General features: G+C 70.1%; 14 protein-coding genes. 4 read left to right on the plus strand and 10 right to left on the minus strand.

The genetic code is table 11. The features are described 5' to 3' along the window. Nucleotides 1-65 precede the first annotated feature (65 nt). Both MKD38_RS15020 and MKD38_RS15025 read right to left on the minus strand, forming a co-directional pair. Complete coding sequence (locus MKD38_RS15020; RefSeq protein WP_252677929.1) at nt 66-3,461, minus strand: ATP-binding protein; 3,396 nt, start codon at nt 3,459-3,461, stop codon at nt 66-68. 12 nt (nt 3,462-3,473) lie between these two features. Continuing rightward, nucleotides 3,474-4,121, minus strand: a complete 648-nt coding sequence (locus MKD38_RS15025) for a response regulator (RefSeq protein ID WP_252677931.1) — start codon at nt 4,119-4,121, stop codon at nt 3,474-3,476. Between the two features lie 421 nt (nt 4,122-4,542). On the opposite strand from MKD38_RS15025, the gene MKD38_RS15030 reads away from it, so the two are divergent. Further along, on the plus strand, nt 4,543-4,707 hold the full coding sequence (locus MKD38_RS15030; protein ID WP_018008406.1) for an FmdB family zinc ribbon protein: 165 nt from the start codon (nt 4,543-4,545) through the stop codon (nt 4,705-4,707). 144 nt (nt 4,708-4,851) lie between these two features. Continuing rightward, nucleotides 4,852-5,106, plus strand: a complete 255-nt coding sequence (locus MKD38_RS15035) for a hypothetical protein (RefSeq protein WP_252677933.1) — start codon at nt 4,852-4,854, stop codon at nt 5,104-5,106. Between the two features lie 17 nt (nt 5,107-5,123). Here MKD38_RS15035 and MKD38_RS15040 read toward each other — a convergent pair whose 3' ends face one another. Next, complete coding sequence (locus MKD38_RS15040; protein ID WP_252677935.1) at nt 5,124-5,567, minus strand: BLUF domain-containing protein; 444 nt, start codon at nt 5,565-5,567, stop codon at nt 5,124-5,126. 51 nt (nt 5,568-5,618) lie between these two features. After that, nucleotides 5,619-6,401, minus strand: a complete 783-nt coding sequence (folE, locus tag MKD38_RS15045) for a GTP cyclohydrolase I (RefSeq protein ID WP_252677938.1) — start codon at nt 6,399-6,401, stop codon at nt 5,619-5,621. A gap of 296 nt (nt 6,402-6,697) precedes the next feature. On the opposite strand from folE, the gene MKD38_RS15050 reads away from it, so the two are divergent. Then, nucleotides 6,698-6,886, plus strand: a complete 189-nt coding sequence (locus tag MKD38_RS15050; RefSeq protein WP_252677939.1) for an arsenite efflux pump ArsB — start codon at nt 6,698-6,700, stop codon at nt 6,884-6,886. A gap of 10 nt (nt 6,887-6,896) precedes the next feature. Here MKD38_RS15050 and MKD38_RS15055 read toward each other — a convergent pair whose 3' ends face one another. The 3 genes from MKD38_RS15055 to MKD38_RS15065 are packed head-to-tail and all read right to left on the minus strand — an operon-like array spanning nt 6,897 to nt 11,282. After that, on the minus strand, nt 6,897-8,150 hold the full coding sequence (locus MKD38_RS15055; protein WP_252677940.1) for an arsenic transporter: 1,254 nt from the start codon (nt 8,148-8,150) through the stop codon (nt 6,897-6,899). Between the two features lie 34 nt (nt 8,151-8,184). Then, nucleotides 8,185-10,284, minus strand: a complete 2,100-nt coding sequence (locus MKD38_RS15060) for a penicillin-binding protein 1A (RefSeq protein ID WP_252677941.1) — start codon at nt 10,282-10,284, stop codon at nt 8,185-8,187. Nucleotides 10,285-10,316: 32 nt separating this feature from the next. Beyond that, a complete protein-coding gene (locus MKD38_RS15065) occupies nt 10,317-11,282 on the minus strand; it encodes an alpha/beta hydrolase (RefSeq protein ID WP_252677942.1) in 966 nt (321 codons plus the stop codon). Nucleotides 11,283-11,472: 190 nt separating this feature from the next. On the opposite strand from MKD38_RS15065, the gene MKD38_RS15070 reads away from it, so the two are divergent. Then, a complete protein-coding gene (locus MKD38_RS15070; RefSeq protein WP_010812795.1) occupies nt 11,473-11,715 on the plus strand; it encodes a hypothetical protein in 243 nt (80 codons plus the stop codon). Nucleotides 11,716-11,788: 73 nt separating this feature from the next. Here MKD38_RS15070 and MKD38_RS15075 read toward each other — a convergent pair whose 3' ends face one another. From MKD38_RS15075 to MKD38_RS15085, 3 genes are all read right to left on the minus strand, one after another. Continuing rightward, nucleotides 11,789-12,190: a DUF779 domain-containing protein gene (locus MKD38_RS15075; protein ID WP_252677943.1), complete on the minus strand. Its 402-nt coding sequence runs from the start codon at nt 12,188-12,190 to the stop codon at nt 11,789-11,791. Nucleotides 12,191-12,192: 2 nt separating this feature from the next. After that, nucleotides 12,193-13,713, minus strand: coding sequence for an aldehyde dehydrogenase (gene adh / locus MKD38_RS15080; RefSeq protein ID WP_252677944.1), 1,521 nt, complete (start codon nt 13,711-13,713; stop codon nt 12,193-12,195). Between the two features lie 339 nt (nt 13,714-14,052). Further along, nucleotides 14,053-16,536 (minus strand): GcvT family protein, encoded by a 2,484-nt coding sequence (locus MKD38_RS15085; RefSeq protein ID WP_252677946.1) that lies wholly within the window; start codon nt 16,534-16,536, stop codon nt 14,053-14,055. Nucleotides 16,537-16,547 lie beyond the last annotated feature (11 nt).

Below are 16,547 nucleotides of genomic sequence, written 5' to 3' on the forward strand. Positions count from 1 at the left end.
CATTATGGTCGCGCGTGGGGCTGCTCGCAAATCCGCCAATTGTGGTAAGGCGGTGCTGTCAGCGGTCACGACCCCGCCGCGGCGCCCAGCGCGTAGCGCTGCAGCCGCTTGTACAGGTTCTCCGCCGCTTCGGCCATGGCCGGGACCCAGCCGGGCGCCGCCTCGCACAGTGCCTCCAGGTCGCGGCATTCCCTGACGATCGACTGGCGCCGCACGATCATAAAGGCGCCCGCCGCGGCATGTACCCAGTGGCGCAGGCCGGGCAGGTCCTGCTGCGCAAGGATGCCGGCCAGCGCCGGCAGGTCTTGCCGCAGCTGCCGGCGCAGCATGTCTTCGTAGCGGCGGCGCGGGGCCTCTGCCGCGGTGGCCGGGTCGCGCGGTGGCGCGCAGGCGCCGGCATCGCCGGCGGCGCGAGGCAGGCCGCGCAGGCAGGCGTCCAGGTCCTGCAGCGAGGCGGGCTTGGCCAGGTAGCCGGAGAAGCCGCGCAGGCGCCAGTCGTGCTCGGGATCGCTGCATGCCAAGGCACTGAAGGCTATGACCGGCAGTTCCGGATACTTCGCCTGCACGGCGTGCAGCAAGGCGTGGCCGTCCATATCCGGCATATGCAGATCGGTCAGCAGCGCGTCGACGCGCGTGCGCTCCAGCACCGTCAGTGCCTGTTTGCCGTCGCCCGTGACGATGGGGTGGCAGCCGATTGCCTGCAGCTGTTCGGCGACCAGGGACTGGTTCAGCGGGTTGTCCTCGGCCACAAGGATGGTCAGGGGCGCCGCCGCGGGCGCGGGCAGCGCAGGCGGTGCGGGGGCGGGCATGGGCGTCGTCGCCTGCGGTGTTGCGCCGGTGGCGGCCGCCACGGCGTCGAGCAGCGCGCGATGGCTGAATGCCGAGGCCTCCAGCACGCCGGCGCCGTGCTGCCGCGGGCGATGCGGGCCGTCGGCCGTCAGCCATACCAGCGGCGCGGACCGGCGCAGCGCGTCCAGCGCCGCTGGCGCAAAGTCTTCGGTCGCGACCACGGCAGCGGGCGCATTGCGCTGCACGCTCTCCTGCGCCACGGTGATGGATGCCACCGTCTCGGTATGCCAGCCTTCGGTCTTGAGCCATGCTTCGATCGACGCGGCGGTGCGTGGGTCCTGCGACAGCACCAGCACATGGCCGCTGTGTGTCGCGCTGGCCGCCGCTGGCGCGTGCGGCTCTGCATCGGCCGGCGCCAGCGGCAACGACACCGTGAACACGCTGCCCACGTCCGGCACGCTGTTGACGACGATGCTGCCGCCCATCAGCTCGCACAGCCTGGCGCAGATCGACAGCCCCAGCCCGGTGCCGCCATAGCGGCTGGCGGCAGCGGCATCGCCCTGCACGAACGGCTGGAACACGCGCGCCGTCAGTGCCGGTGTCATGCCGATGCCGGAATCGCTGACGCGGCAGACCAGCCGCTGCATGCCATGCGCATCCGCCTGCAGTTCGCCGCTCAGCGTGATGCGGCCGCTGGCGGTGAACTTGAAGGCGTTGTTCAGCAGGTTGTTGAAGACCTGCACCAGCCGCGCGCGATCGCCCACGACTTCCGTGTCCAGCGTCGGCGACAGCTGCAGGCAGAAGCGCAGCGGGCGGCCGGCCACCATGGGCGCATGGGCGAGTGCCAGGCTCTCCAGGGCCTCGACCGGACGGAACGGCGCATTGACCAGCGCCAGCTGGCCCGCGTCGATCTTGGAGAAGTCCAGCACATCGTTGACGATGCGGCGCAGCGAGCCGGCGGCGGTCTCCAGCGCGCGCAGCCGCGCCGCGTGCGGCTCCATGCCGCCGCTGCGCGCCAGCAGCTCCAGGTTGCCGAGCAGCGCGTTCAGCGGCGTGCGGATCTCGTGGCTCATCGCGGCAAAGAAGGTCGAGCGTACCCGCAGCATCGCTTCGGTGGCCTGCTTGGCGGAGCGCAACTGCTGCTGCAGGGCCTCTTGCGCGGTGCAGTCCAGCACCGCGCAGAACAGCACGGCTTCATCGCGGTAGCGCGCCGGGGCATAGGTGACCTGCAGGAAGCGCGGTGCCGCGTTGGCAGGGCCGGGCGCGTCCGGGGCCGCGACGGTGACGCTGCAGACCGATGCCGGGCCGCCGCCGGCGCCGCAAGGCTGCCGCCCCAGCGCAGCGGTCACCGCGGCGGGCAGCGGCTCGTGCGGCCGCGCCGGCAGCAACGATGCCGCCAGCGGGTTGCAGGCTAGCACGGCGTGGTCATGCTGGCGCACGATGCACAGGCCGACCGGCGTGGCACTGACCAGCACCTGGTTCATCAGCTCGCTTTCCAGCGCGCGCCGGGCTTCGGCATGCGAGCGCCGCAGCAGGTGGCGGCTCCAGTAGCGCGCCGCGAGCACGATGGCGCCGGTCAGCAGCAGCATGGCAGCGCCGATCACCGCCAGCTCGGCCGCCAGCGCCTTGCCCAGCAGCCGGTATGGCAGGTGGTAGACCAGCAGGCCGAAGCCGGGCTGCAACGGCTGCACCAGCACCACGCCGGAGCGCGTCAGGCGCAGCGCGTTGTGCGGCAGGCCGCGGACCCGGGCGGCGATGTCGCGGGCGCTGGCCGAGGTCAGCGTGCCGGCATGCGGCCACACGTCGATCAGGCGGTCCGCGTCATTGAGCAGCGCCAGGCCGGCGTGGTCCTGTGGCGGCGGCAGGCCGGCCAGGAACGCCTGCACCGGCACGCAGGCGACCACCAGCATGGTGGCTGAGTCGCCGGCATAGGCGGCGCCGGCCAGGACCATGATGGGGCTGTCGTCCACGGGGTCGGGCAGCGGCCCCAGCCAGACGGGCTGGTCGCGCGCCGGCACGGCGTGCCCGGTGCGGTCCAGCAGCGCGCGGGTCAGCTGCGCGCGCAGGCGCGGGATCAGCGCCGGATCGAGCGCCAGCGGCGCGCGCGCGCCGGCCTCGGGCTGGCGGATCACGACCGCGCTGTCCTCGTCCAGCGAGACCGCATAGGCGCCATGGTCGAGGTCGAAGGCTTGCTGCGTGGCCACCGCGGCCAGCGCGACCTGCCGCAGCCGCGCGAACTCCGTGGGCAGGTCCGCGCCCCAGGCCTGGCGCGTGGCATCGCCGGCCAGCAGATGATAGTCCTTGTGCACGGCCTCGACATGGACGCCGGCCGCGCCGGTGCGGCGCAAGGCCTCGACGTCGGGGTCGCGCGACGGGGCCGCGACGGCGGCGCGCAGATGGTAGCGGATGCTGAGCGCGGTGCGGCGCACGAACGAGGCTTCGTTATGCAGCCGCTGCGACACCGTGCCGACATAATGCGCGACCTGGCTGCGCCGGTAGTCCAGGTGCTGCTCCGCCGCCAGCCCGGCCAGCAGCGTGCCCGCGCACAGCACGATGGCGATCAGCGCCGCGATAGTCACCGAGTACAGGTGCTGCTGCCGGCGGGCGTGGTCGGCCAGCGCGTCGAAGGTGCTGGCCAGGGTGTCGCCGGTGCGTTCGGGGTCTTGCTGCATGGCCCGCGGCGGTCAGATCAAGCCGCTCTCATAGGCGTAGCGGATCAGGCCGGTATTGGTCTGCACGCCCAGCTTGCGCATGGCCACGGTCTTCTGGCTGGAGATGGTGCTGACCGAGCGGCCCAGCTTGGCGGCGATCTCGGTCAGCTGCGCGCCCTGCGCATAGAGCCGGATGACCTCGAGCTCGCGCTGGGTCGGCTCCCGCGCGGGCGTGCCGGGCAGCGCCGCGCGCTGCAGCACCGCGTGCACCGCGGGCGAGCAGAAGCAACCCCTGCCGAACGCGGCGTGGGCGCAGGCGCGCACCACTTCCTCGAGCGGATCCTCCTTGCTGACGAAGCCACGCACGCCCAGCTTGATGGCGCGGCGGACGATGGCCGCATTGGAGCGGGCGCTGATCACCACCACCCGCGTCGCCGGATGGCGCCGCGCCAGCCGGCTGAGCAGGTTGAAGCCGTCCAGCGAGGCATCGCCGTGGCCCATGCAGAAATCGGTGATGGCGATATCGGCCGGGTGGCGCGCCAGCGTGCCGAGCAGCTCGGTGCCGTTGCGGCATTCGGCGCTGATCCGGACGCGCGCGCTGCGCTGCAGGCAGTCGCGCAGCGCGGCCACCACCAGCGGGTGGTCGTCGGCCAGGGCAACGCGCAGGACTTGGTCGTTCATGGGCAATCTCCGAGTGAGACGGCAACCGGGTTGCGGCTGGTGTCGCCGTGCGGTGGCGTCATCACAAGACTCGGATTCTGGCCAGATTCCGCGCCTCCCTGAATCGGAATTCGGCTAGTTCACGGATGCCGCTGGAATTGCGCAGAGGACCGGATCCGGCCGATGCAATGACATCTCTGGAAGATAAGCGGCAGGCCGCCCCGGCTTGACTTGGGTTTGCGCAGGGGTCCGGCGCTTGTCTTGCGATACAGCCATTGCGGGAGATCAATGCACGGCAAAGTGCCGCCGTGGCGACATCGCCGGCCACACACGCCAGCCACAGGCCGGCGCAGCGGCATTTTGGCGCTTGGCGGCGCGGACCGCTGTCCTAGAATGAAGCTGACACGCGCCTCGCGGCGTGTGCACCGCGTGGGGGAATGCCATGCCTGTCTATCAATACCGCTGCGAGAAGTGCGGCCATGTGTTCGAAAAAACCGAACATCTCGCGGAACATGCCTCTGCCCATCCACCGTGCCCGAATTGCGGCAGCCAGTCCGTGCAGCACGCGCCGGCGCCGTTCGTGGCGGTGACCCAGCGCAAGAGCTGAGTCGCGAACAACAAGATCCCAGGAGGACGCGGACGCGCCGCCGGCCGGATGCCGGCGCGCGTGCTGCTTCATGCGTGGCGCCTGCGGTGCCACGCGCGTTCGCGCTGCGCGCAAGCGGCGATCTCAACCTTGACGGAGGATGCCATGGCAACGAGACCGTTCACTGAATTTCCCGCCGACGAGCAGCAGCAGGTCCTGGACGTATGCAGGCATGTCGGGCTGGCCGCGGAGATGTTCGACATTACCGACGAGGGCGATGACGCTGGCGCGCGGCGCGTCAGCGTGCGCCGCGTCGGCACCGACAAGACCAGCGTCTATGAGGCCGGCGCCGGAACGGCATGGATGGAAGAGTTCGAGAGCGACCTCGAATGCGGCCTGTACGGGCCGGTCACGGTCTAGCGGGTAGACGGCGCGCCTCAGTGCCTGCCGCGCTCGCCGGTGCGCGACACCACCGACGCGCCGGCGATCAGTTCCTTGAGCAGCGCCAGCGAGGCCGCGCCGCCGGTGCGGTAGGGGTCGAGCTCGGCGCGCGCGGAGAACTTGAGCAGGGTGGCGGTATTGAGCCGCGCCGCATTGACCTGCCCCATCGCCCAGCCGGCAAACTCGCGCGTGCAGGTTTCCTCGAAATGCAGCAGGGTCACGTCGTGGTGGCGCGGATCGCGCGCGATGGACTGGAACAGCTGCGAGACCTCCTGGCGGTCGCCTTCCAGCGCCTGCAGGAAGATGCCGTTGCCATGGCACAGCACGCCGGTGATGCCGTGGCGCGGATTGCGTTCCAGGCTGGCGGCCAGGATGGCATCGAGCAGGGCGGCATCGATGGCCTGGCGGGCACGGCTGGCATAGAGCAGGCGGACTAGCATGGTCGTGGCGCTCCGGTAATGGCGCTCCGTGTGGCGGCAGGGCCCGGGCCGCTAGCCGCGGTTCTGGTTCAGCAGCGTGAGGAACTCGCGGCGCAGGCTGTCGTCCTTCAGAAACGAGCCGCGCATCACGCTGTTGGTCATCTTGGCGTCGGTGTCGCGCACGCCGCGCCAGTGCATGCAGAAGTGCTCGGCCTCCATCACGATGGCGAGGCCGTCGGGGCTCATCTTTTCCTGCAGCAGGTCGGCCACCTGCGCCACTGCCTCTTCCTGGATCTGCGGGCGGCACATGATCCATTCGGCCAGCCGCGCGTACTTGGACAGCCCGATCAGGTTGGAATGCTGGTTCGGCATCACCCCGATCCACAGCTTGCCGATGATCGGGCACAGGTGGTGCGAGCAGGCGCTGCGCACGCGCAGCGGGCCCACGATCATCAGTTCATTGAGCTGGCCGACGTTGGGGAATTCCGTCACCGGCGGGGGCTTGGCATAGCGGCCGGCGAAGATTTCCTTCAGGTACATCTTGGCCACGCGGCGTGCGGTTTCCTGCGTGTTGTGGTCGTTGTCGACGTCGATCACCAGCGCCCGCAGCACGTCGTGCAGCCGGGCCTGGACTTCGGCCTGCAGCTGCTCCATTTCACCCGGCTCGATATAGCGGGCGATATTGTCGTTGGCGTGGAAGCGCTCCTGCGCGGCCTCCAGCCGCGCGCGGATGCGGGCCGAGACGCTGGCGGCGGGATGGCCAGCCCTTTCGCCGGCCCTTTCGCCGGCTCTATCGCCAGCCACTTCGCCGGCGTTGCTGTCCTTGGCGCGGTGCGCTGCGTCCTTGCTGTTCATGGATGGGGGCGGTGATGGTGTGAATGGCTGCGCAGCGGGTGTGTGCCGGATTCACTATATGGCAGATGCCGTGGCCTCACAACCCGCGCGCTCGCTCGGAAAAGTCTTTGCGGTGGGGCGGATGCGCCACAACCGATGCGCTTTCCATGAAGAGTTCGTGACATCGCTCAAGCCCGCCACGCAGGGCGCCGACAAGCCCACATAATGTCTGCACAACACCAGGCAGCCCATCGCAGGCTGCCGGCACCCGGCCGCGGCCAAGCGCGGCCTGACGCTTTGTCGGGATCCACCTCATCATGCCGATCGCCTTTCCGTGCAGCAGCCTGATGTTGCTCCATGTGGTGACAGTGCCGGTACCGGCCACGCCGGTGGAAACCGGCGTGGCGGAACACCATGCCAGTGCCGTGCGCCACGGCGCGGGCGGACTGCGCCGGCCCTTGTCGCCGGCGCCGCGCCCCGCGGCGCCGGTTTCCGCCAACGGCTGAGCCCGGCGGCCTAAAGCAGCAGCAGTGCCAGCGCCGGCAGCATGGCCGCCGGCATCACCACGGCACCCACGCGCAGGAACTGGCCGGCGCTGACCATATGCCCCTCGCGCCGCAGCGCAGTGAGCCACAGCAGCGTGGCGAGCGAGCCGGTGACCGACAGGTTGGGGCCCAGGTCGATGCCGACCAGCACCGCGCCGCTGACCGCGTGCGAGGCCTGCCCGGCTGCCAGCGCCGAAGCCGCGATCAGTCCGGCCGGCAGGTTGTTGACGACATTGCCCGCCAGTGCCACCACCGCGCCCACGCCCAGCAGCGCCAGCGCGCCGCCGTCGCGCGAGGCGGCGGCGACCGCGTCGGCAAGCTGGCCGATGACCACGGTCTGCTCCAGCGCCGCCACCAGCACGAACAGGCCGGCCACCATCGGCAGCACGCCCCACGAAACCTCGCGCAGCGTCGGCCACAGCAGTTCGCGCCGGGTGGCGCAGACCAGCAGCAGCGTGGCCACGCCCGCGGCGCAGGTGGGCCAGCCCAGCGCGTTGCCGCGCAGCGAGGCCACCAGCAGCACCAGCCCGGTCAGCACGATGCCCAGCGCGCTCATCCATGCCTGGCGCGACAGCGGCGGCACCGGCACGTCATCGGCGATGGGCTCGGCCAGCGCCGCGCGCTGGGTCCACCACAGCGCTGCCAGCGTGGCCAGGATCGCGGCCGCCGACGGCAGCGCGAAGCTCGCCAGCCAGCCGGCCAGCGGCGGCATGCGCTCGCCGAAGATCACCAGGTTGGCCGGGTTCGAGATCGGCAACACGAAGCTGGCCGCGTTGGCGATAAAGGCGCAGGCGTACAGGTAGGGCAGCGGCTGGCGCACGCGCGCGGCGCGGGTCGCGGCCAGCACCGCGGGCGTCAGCACCACGGCGGTGGCGTCGTTGGACATGAACGCCGTCACCAGCGTGCCGAAGCCGTACACCAGCAGAAACAGCCGCGGCGCCGAGCCGCGCGCCTGCCGCACGGCGAGCGCGGCAACGTGGTCGAACAGGCCGGTCTTGCGGGCCAGTTCCGCGATCAGCATCATGCCGGCCAGGAACAGGTACACGTCGTAGCCGCGCAGCACCGCGGCAAAAGCCTCGGGCAGCGCCATCAGGCCGGTGGCGCACAGCAGCACGGCGCCGCCGGCAGCCCAGAAGGCTTCGGGCAGGCGGAAGGGGCGGAACAGGACGCCAGCGGTGGTCAGCGCGGCGACCGACCAGATCAGCAGCGGGGTGTGGCTGGACATCGGGTTCGGGACGGAAATCGGGGAAGCGGCAAGTTTACAGCGGGTTTTCGGCCGGCGCTGCCGGCGCGGGGACGCCAGGCTTCGTGCTGGTGACAGGGGTGGGGGCGGCCGGGGCCGCCGGGGAGGGGCCGCCGAGGCTGCTTGCGACCGGAGCCGTCAGCGGCTGGCTGGCCGGCGCCGTGGCGGGCGCCGGCGGCGGAAAGCCGATCGCGGCGATGCCGTGGCTGCCGTCGGCATTCTCCGCGTACATCCAGTCGCCTCCGGCCTGCACCACCCCGGCGGGGGCCGGCACGTCCTCCACCGGCACGCCGGCCAGGCGGCCTTCCATGTAGGCGGCCCACACCGGCAGCGCGGTGGTGGCGCCGAACTCATGCTCCCCCAGGCTGCGGTTGTCGTCATAGCCCATCCACGCCACCGTGACCACGCCGCCGGCATAGCCGGCGAACCAGCCGTCGACCGAGTCGTTGGTGGTGCCGGTCTTGCCGGCCACGTCGTCGCGGCGCAGGTAGCGGCGCACGGCGGTGCCGGTGCCGGCATCGACCACGCTGCGCAGCAGGCTGTCCATCACGAAGGCATTGCGCGCGCTGATCACGGGCGGCGGCGCGGGGCGCTCCTCGGTGTCCTGCGCAGCGCTGAACAGCACGTTGCCGTCGCTGTCGGTGATGCGCTCGATCAGGTAGGGCTCGACGCGGTGGCCGCCGTTGGCGAACACGCCATAGGCCGCGGCCAGGCGCAGCGGCGAGGTGGTGCCGGTGCCCAGCGCCAGCGGCAGGTAGCGCGGCAGCCGCCTGGGCGAGAAGCCGAAGCGGCTGGCGAATTCCACCGCATAGGGGATGCCGATCGCCTGCAGCGTGCGGATCGCGGGCAGGTTGCGCGATTCGGCCAGCGCCTGGCGCACGCTGATGGGGCCGACAAAGCGCCCGTCGTCGTTGGCCGGCTGCCAGCGCGAACCATTCGGCAGCGGCGCGTCGTTGATCAGCGTGCCGGGCGACACGCCGCGCTCCAGCGCCGCGGCATAGATGAAGGGCTTGAAGGTCGAGCCCGGTTGGCGCAGCGCCTGGGTGGCGTGGTTGAAGCGGCTGGCGGCAAAATCGGCGCCGCCGACCATGGCCTCGATCGCGCCGGTGCCGGTGTCGAGCGAGACCAGCGCGGCCTGCGGCCCTTGCGACAGGTCCTTGACGAAGTTGCGGTGGCGGCGCGCGTAGCGCTCCAGCCCGCCATGCACGGCATCGTGGGCCAGGGTCTGGCGCACCGACGACACCGTGGTGTAGACGTTCAGGCCGCGCGTGTAGGCCTCGTCGCCGAAGCGCTCGCGCGCCAGCTGCCGCGCCAGTTCGGCCACGTACTCCGCATGGCCGGCAAAGCTGCCGGGGCTGTCGTCGCTGATGGCCAGGCGCGCGGCGCGGGCGTCGCGGTAATCGTCCTGGCTGATCATGCCCAGCGCCAGCATGCGTCCCAGCACATACTCCTGGCGTCGCTTGGCGCGCGCGAAATTGACCACCGGGTTCACCGCCGACGGCGCCTTCGGCAGGCCCGCCAGCATCGCGGTCTCGGCCAGCGACAGCGACGCCAGCGGCTTGCCGAAGTACGCATGCGCGGCGCTGCCGAAGCCATAGGCATGCTCGCCCAGGTAGACCTGGTTCATGTACAGCTCAAGGATGCGGTCCTTGGGCAGCGCGTGGTCGATGCGCCAGGCCAGCAGCATCTCGTACCATTTGCGCGCCAGCGTCTTCTCGCGCGACAGGTAGAAGGCACGCGCCACCTGCATGGTGATGGTGGAAGCGCCCTGGGCGTAGCCCTGGCCGAGGTTGGCCAGCGCGGCGCGGAACACGCCGGGGATGTCGATGCCCTGGTGCTGGTAGAACTGGTCGTCCTCGGCCGCGAGCAGGGCCTGCACCATCTGCCTCGGGATCTGCTCGAAGGGAATGAACTCGCGGTGCTCGCTGCCGAACTCGCCGATCTGGACGTTGTCGCTGGTGTAGATGCGCAGCGGCACATCGGGCCGGTAGTCGCGCAGCGCATCGACGGGGGGAAGCTGGCGCAGGCTGACCACGGCGGCAAAACCGGCCAGCAAGGCACCGGCGGCAGCCAGCGCCAGTGCGGCGCCGCCTGCCTTGACTGCGAATTTTTTCATGCGCCGCATTTTACCCGCTGCCACCGGCCGGCTCAGCGGTTGGCCGCCAGCGGCAGCGGATTGCCCAGCTCGTCATGGTCGACCGGCTGTGGCGGGGGCGCCGCTGGCGCGGCCCGCGGTGCCGGCTGGGCCGGTGGCGCTGGCTCCACCGGCTGAGGCCCGGCCTGGACCGCGGCCACGCGCAGGCGCGCCTGGCTGTGCTGGCGCGCGAATTCGCACAGCGACAACCAGGTTTGCTCGCGCTCGATGATGGTGAAGTGATCGGTATCCGGCACGGTCTGCAGCGCCACCGGGCCAGGCCAGGCCGCCATCAGCCGTTCCGAGCAGGCGTGCGGCACTACTTCGTCGGTGGCGGCCAGCAGCACCTTGGTGCTCTGCACGACCTTTTTGCAATGCGAGATCGAGTCGAAGTGGTGGCGCATCAGCTGGCGCAGCGGCACCAGCGGAAAGCGCTTGCGCACCAGCTCGAGCAGCGAGTCGTAGGGGGTGATCAGCTGCAGGCTCTCGAAATCCTGCAGGTCGGCCAGCTGGATCGCCACGCCGGTGCCCAGGCTGCGCCCCACCACGTGCACGCGAGCGTCGGGGAACACGCGCCGCACATGCAGCAGGAACTGGCTGGCGTCGGCCACCGCGGCGCCCTCGGACGGGCGCCCGTCGGAGTGGCCCAGGCCGCGGTAATCGTAGGTGGCGAAGCCCATGCCGGCCGGCAGCCAGCGCGCGTATTGCAGCGTTTCCAGCACATCTTCGCCGCGGCCGGGCAGGTAGAACAGCAGATCGCGCACGGTGTCGCCGGGCGCGTGGTAGATGTAGCCGCGCACCACGCCGCCGGGAATCAGGTGCGAATAGCCGATGATGCCGTCGGGCAGGTCGCGCGGCGGGCGCCGGCGCGCGTCGAACAGCAGCCGGTCCTGGTTCAGCGTCAGGTAGGTCCAGTAGCAGGCGAAGCCGCTGGCGGTCATCAGCGCGGCCGCCAGCGCGCGGCGGGTGGTCAATGGCATGGCATTCGTCAGTGGCCGCGGCCAGGCGTGGCGCGTGTGCGCCGGCCTTGCCGCCCAGCCGCGCAGCCTACCTTATTTTTGCCGGCGGTGTGGCCGCGGCGCAAGCCGGCCGGCGCAGTTCTTGTACGATATGCCTCATTCGGGCGCGCGCACCCCACCGAGACGACGCGCCTTCAGGGAGCCAACCGGCATGAGCGAACAGAAACACGAGCAATACCGCGCCGAAGAGGCGCAGGCCATGGAACGCGTGGTTGCGGCCACGCGGCAGGTGCAGGTTGCCTTCACTGCGCTGCAGGCCCACTATCCGCCGCAGGGCAGCGGCAAGCCGTCGAAACTGGCGCTGCAGACCTTCGACGCGGCGCTGCAGGCGCTGGAGGACGCGCAGGCGACCTTCGACGAAATCCTGAACGACCTGCTCGACGAGAAACGCTGAGCCGCCGGGGATGGCGTGCGGGCATCCATGCCCCGCACGCCATCGCACCACGCGGCATCTCGACACTACGACATCACGGTTCCGGCTGCGCCGCCAGCCACGCGGCCTCTGCGTCGCTGAACAGCTCGGAGCGCGTCAGGAAGCGTTTGCCCGTGCGTCCCTCCAGCGAGAACATCCCGCCCGCGCCCGGCACCACGTCGATCACCAGCCGGGTGTGGCACCAGTACTCGAACTGCGCGCGCGTCATGTAGAACGCGGCGCCGCCGATCCGGCCCAGGCAGACATCGCCCGGGCCCACCAGCAATTCGCCGGCCGGATAGCACATCGGTGCGCTGCCGTCGCAGCAGCCGCCGGACTGGTGGAACATCAGCGGGCCATGCTGCGCGGCCAGCTCGGCGATCAGCGCCAGCGCGGCCGGCGTTGCCACCACCCGCTCGACCGGCAGCGCGGCCGGCGCGGTGCCCGGCTTTGCCATGGTCAGAAGAACCCGAGCGCGTTGGGGCTGTAGCTCACCAGCAGGTTCTTGGTCTGCTGGTAGTGGTCGAGCATCATGCGATGGTTCTCGCGGCCGATGCCGGACTGCTTGTAGCCGCCGAACGCGGCATGGGCCGGGTAGGCGTGGTAGCAGTTGGTCCACACGCGCCCGGCCTGGATGCCGCGGCCCATGCGGAACGCGCGCGCGCCGTCGCGCGTCCAGACCCCGGCGCCGAGGCCGTAGAGCGTGTCGTTGGCGATCGCCAGCGCCTCTTCCTCGTCCTTGAAGGTGGTGACCGAGACCACCGGGCCGAAGATCTCTTCCTGGAAGATGCGCATCTTGTTGTGGCCGGCGAACACGGTCGGCTTGACGTAGTAGCCGCCGGCCAGGTCGCCGTCGAGCACGTTGCGCTCGCCGCCGGCAAGGCACTGCGCCCCTTCCTTGCGGCCCAGGTCGATATACGACAGGATCTTTTCCAGCTGCTCGGCCGACGCCTGCGCGCCGATCATGGTGCCGGTGTCGAGCGGATGGCCCTGGCGGATCGCGGCGACGCGCTTGAGCGCGCGCTCCATGAAGCGGTCGTAGATCGATTCCTGGATCAGCGCGCGCGACGGGCAGGTGCAGACCTCGCCCTGGTTCAGCGCGAACATGGCAAAGCCTTCCAGCGCCTTGTCGAAGAAGGCGTCGTCGGCGGCGAGCACGTCTTCGAAGAAGATGTTGGGCGACTTGCCGCCCAGTTCCAGCGTGACCGGGATCAGGTTCTGCGAGGCGTACTGCATGATCAGCCGGCCGGTGGTGGTCTCGCCGGTGAACGCCACCTTGCTGATGCGCGGGCTCGAGGCCAGCGGCTTGCCGGCCTCCAGGCCGAAGCCGTTGATCACGTTGATCACGCCCGGCGGCAGCAGGTCGCCGATCACCTCCATCAGCACCAGGATCGAGGCAGGCGTCTGCTCGGCGGGCTTCAGCACCACGCAGTTGCCGGCGGCCAGCGCCGGGGCCAGCTTCCAGGTGGCCATCAGCAGCGGGAAGTTCCACGGGATGATCTGGCCGACCACGCCCAGCGGCTCATGGAAGTGGTAGGCGATGGTGTCGCCGTCGATCTCGGAAATGCCGCCTTCCTGCGCGCGGATGCAGCCCGCGAAGTAGCGGAAGTGGTCGACCGCCAGCGGCAGGTCGGCGGCGGTGGTTTCGCGCACCGGCTTGCCGTTGTCGATGCTTTCCGCCACGGCCAGCAGCTTCAGGTTGGCCTCGATGCGATCCGCGATGCGGTTCAGGATATTGGCGCGCTCGGTGGTGGAGGTGCGCGCCCACGCGGCCTTGGCGGCGTGCGCGGCATCCAGCGCGGCGTCGACGTCCTGCTGGTTCGAGCGCGGCACGCGCGTGAACGGCTTGCCGGTGATCGGCGTGATGGACTCGAAGTACTCGCCGCCGGCGGGCGGCACCCACTGGCCACCGATGTAGTTGTCGTACTGCTGCTTGTAGGGGTTGCTGGCGCCCAGCTGGGCGATTTCCGCCATGTTCATGTCTCGCTCCGTTCGAATGATCTGTGTGGTGCCGTCACGGCCTTCGCCGTGCGCACAGGAGCAGATCGCAAGAGGTGTGCCGGGCGGGAGAGGGCGGAAATGCGCGGAGAAATCGAAGATCTGGCCGCGCAATCAGGCCAGGTGTGCCAGCGCGTGACAGGGGTGTTCAAGATTGGAACACTCGGCGGTTCGGTGGTTATGCAACAGCTGGTTTTGCAACAGCGTTAACGCTTGCTGATAGCTCACGCAATCGCTCCCCTCTCCCGCAGTGGGAGAGGGGAGCAAAGCGGTGGGATGATCAGCGCCGCAGGCAGGCCTTAATGTTCCAGCCCGTTCCGTTCAAGCCTTGGGCCGCGCCGAGGCCGGATCGTAGGGCGCGCGCAAATGCACGCGTGCCGGCAGCAGGGCGCCGGCGAGGTCGACGTGGTAGCTGCCGGCTTCCAGCCACGCCGCATCGGCTGGCCCGTCCGCGCGCGCCAGCAGCGCCATGCCGACCGGGCAGCCCAGCGTATGGCCGAACGCGGCGGAACTGAGCGATCCCACCGCGCGCACGCTGCCGTCGGGGCCGGTGCGCAACACGGCTTCGCCGCCCCACAGCATGGCATCGCTGGCGCCGTCGACCGTCACCACCACCATGCGCCGCGCGGGCCCGCCGGCCTGGCGCAGCCGCAGCAGCGCTTCGCGCCCGCGGAAGTCGATGCCGCTGGCCAGCTTGCAGGCGAACGACAGTCCCGCCTCGAACGGGTTGATCGACGGCGACAGCTCGCGGCCCCAGGCGCGGTAACCCTTTTCCAGCCGCAGCGACTCGATCGCGTAGTAGCCGGCGTTGACCAGCCCGAGCGTGCGGCCGGCCTCATGCAGGGTTTCGTACACGCCCACCGCGAATTCCACCGGCACGTACAGTTCCCAGCCCAGTTCGCCGACATAGGTCAGGCGCGTAGCGCGCACGGTGGCATAGCCGAGGTCGATCTCGCGCGAGCTGCCGAACGGGAAGCCTTCATTGGAGAAATCCGCGCGCGACACCTTCTGCAGCAGCTCGCGCGAGCGCGGTCCCATCAGCGCCAGCACCGCGTACTGGCCGGTGACGTCGACGATCACGCAGCGCTTGTCCGCGGGGATCAGCCGCTCGATATAGCTGAAGTCGCGCGTGGTCTGCGCCGACCCGGTCACCACCAGGTACTGGTCGTGCGCCAGCCGGGTCACGGTCAGGTCGGACTCATAGGTGCCGCGCTCGTTGAGCATCGCGGTATAGACGGTCTGGCCCGGCGGCACCGCCACGTCGTTGCTCATCACGTACTGCAGCACCGCCTCGGCGTCGGCACCCTTGACCAGGTACTTGGAGAACGAGCTCATGTCGAACAGCGCCACGCCCTCGCGGCAGGCGCGGTGCTCGGCACCGCTCCACGGCAGCCAGTTCTGCTGGCCGAAGGCGTATTCGATCCGCGGAGAGGTTCCCGGCGGCGCGAAGAAGTTGGGCCGCTCCCAGCCCATCTTGCTGCCGAAACCGGCGCCGGCATCGCGCAGCGGCGCATACAGGGGAGAGCGGCGGAACGGGCGCGCGGTCTCCAGTTCGCGGTTCGGCCACGGCATCGCGTAATGCAGCCCGAGCGTTTCCTTGACGCGGTCGTGCAGCCAGCTCTGGTTGCCGTTGAAGCCGGCGAAGCGGCGGATATCGACCGGCCACAGGTCCATGGTGGGCTCGCCCGCGACGATCCATTCGGCCAGCGCCATGCCGGCGCCTCCGGCCGAGGCGATGCCCATCGAGTTGAAGCCCGCGCCGACGTAGAAATTGCGCAGCTCCGGCGCCTCGCCAAGGATGAAGTTGTTGTCCGGCGTGAACGATTCCGGGCCGTTGTAGAACTGCCTGACCTGCGCCGTTTCCAGCGCCGGCACGCGCACCAGCGCGTTTTCCATCAGGATCTGGAACTGGTCCCAGTCGTCGGGCAGCAGCTGGAACTCGAACGGCTCGGGGATGCCCTGCATGCCCCAGGGCTTGGCGTCAGGCTCGAAGCCGCCCATCACCAGCCCGCCGACTTCCTCCTTGAAGTAGATAAAGCCATCGGGGTCGCGCATCACCGGCAGGTCGGGATGCACGCCGGCAATGCGCTCGGTGACGATGTAGTAGTGCTCGGCCGAGTGCAGCGGCACGGTCACGCCGCACATCAGCCCAACCTGGCGCGCCCACTGTCCGGCGCAATTGACCACGATCTCGGCTTCGATGCGGCCTTCGTCGCCGGCCTTGTTGCGCCAACTGACGCCGGTGGCGCGGCCATCGCGGGTGTGGACCGCGGTGATCTTGGTGTCCTGCGCGACCACCGCGCCGCGTGAGCGCGCGCCACGTGCCAGCGCCTGCGTGAGGTCCGTCGGGTTGGCCTTGCCGTCGCCCGGCAGCCACACCGCGCCAAGCAGATCGTCGGTGCGCATCACCGGCCACAGTTCGCCGGCCTGGGACGCAGAGATGACTTCGCATTCAACACCATAGGCCCGCGCCACCGCCGCGGTGCGGCGCAGTTGCGTCATGCGCTCAGCCGTGCGCGCCACCGACAGCGACCCGCATTGCTTCCAGCCGGTGCCAAGGCCGGTCTCCGCTTCCAGCTCGCTGTAGAGGCGGGTTGAGTAGCGTATCAGCTTGGTCATGCTCTCCTGCGCGCGCAACTGGCCGACCAGGCCCGCTGCGTGCCAGGTCGTGCCGCACGAGAGCTGCCCTTGCTCAAGCAGAACCACGTCTTTCCAGCCCAGCTTGGTCAGGTGGTAGGCCACGCTGCAGCCGATGATGCCGCCGCCGATGATGACGACGCGGGAGTGGGAGGGCAGTGGGGGCATGTAGGGCACCT

The sequence above is a fragment of the Cupriavidus sp. WGlv3 genome (genome assembly GCF_023952475.1).
GTDB lineage: Bacteria > Pseudomonadota > Gammaproteobacteria > Burkholderiales > Burkholderiaceae > Cupriavidus > Cupriavidus phytorum.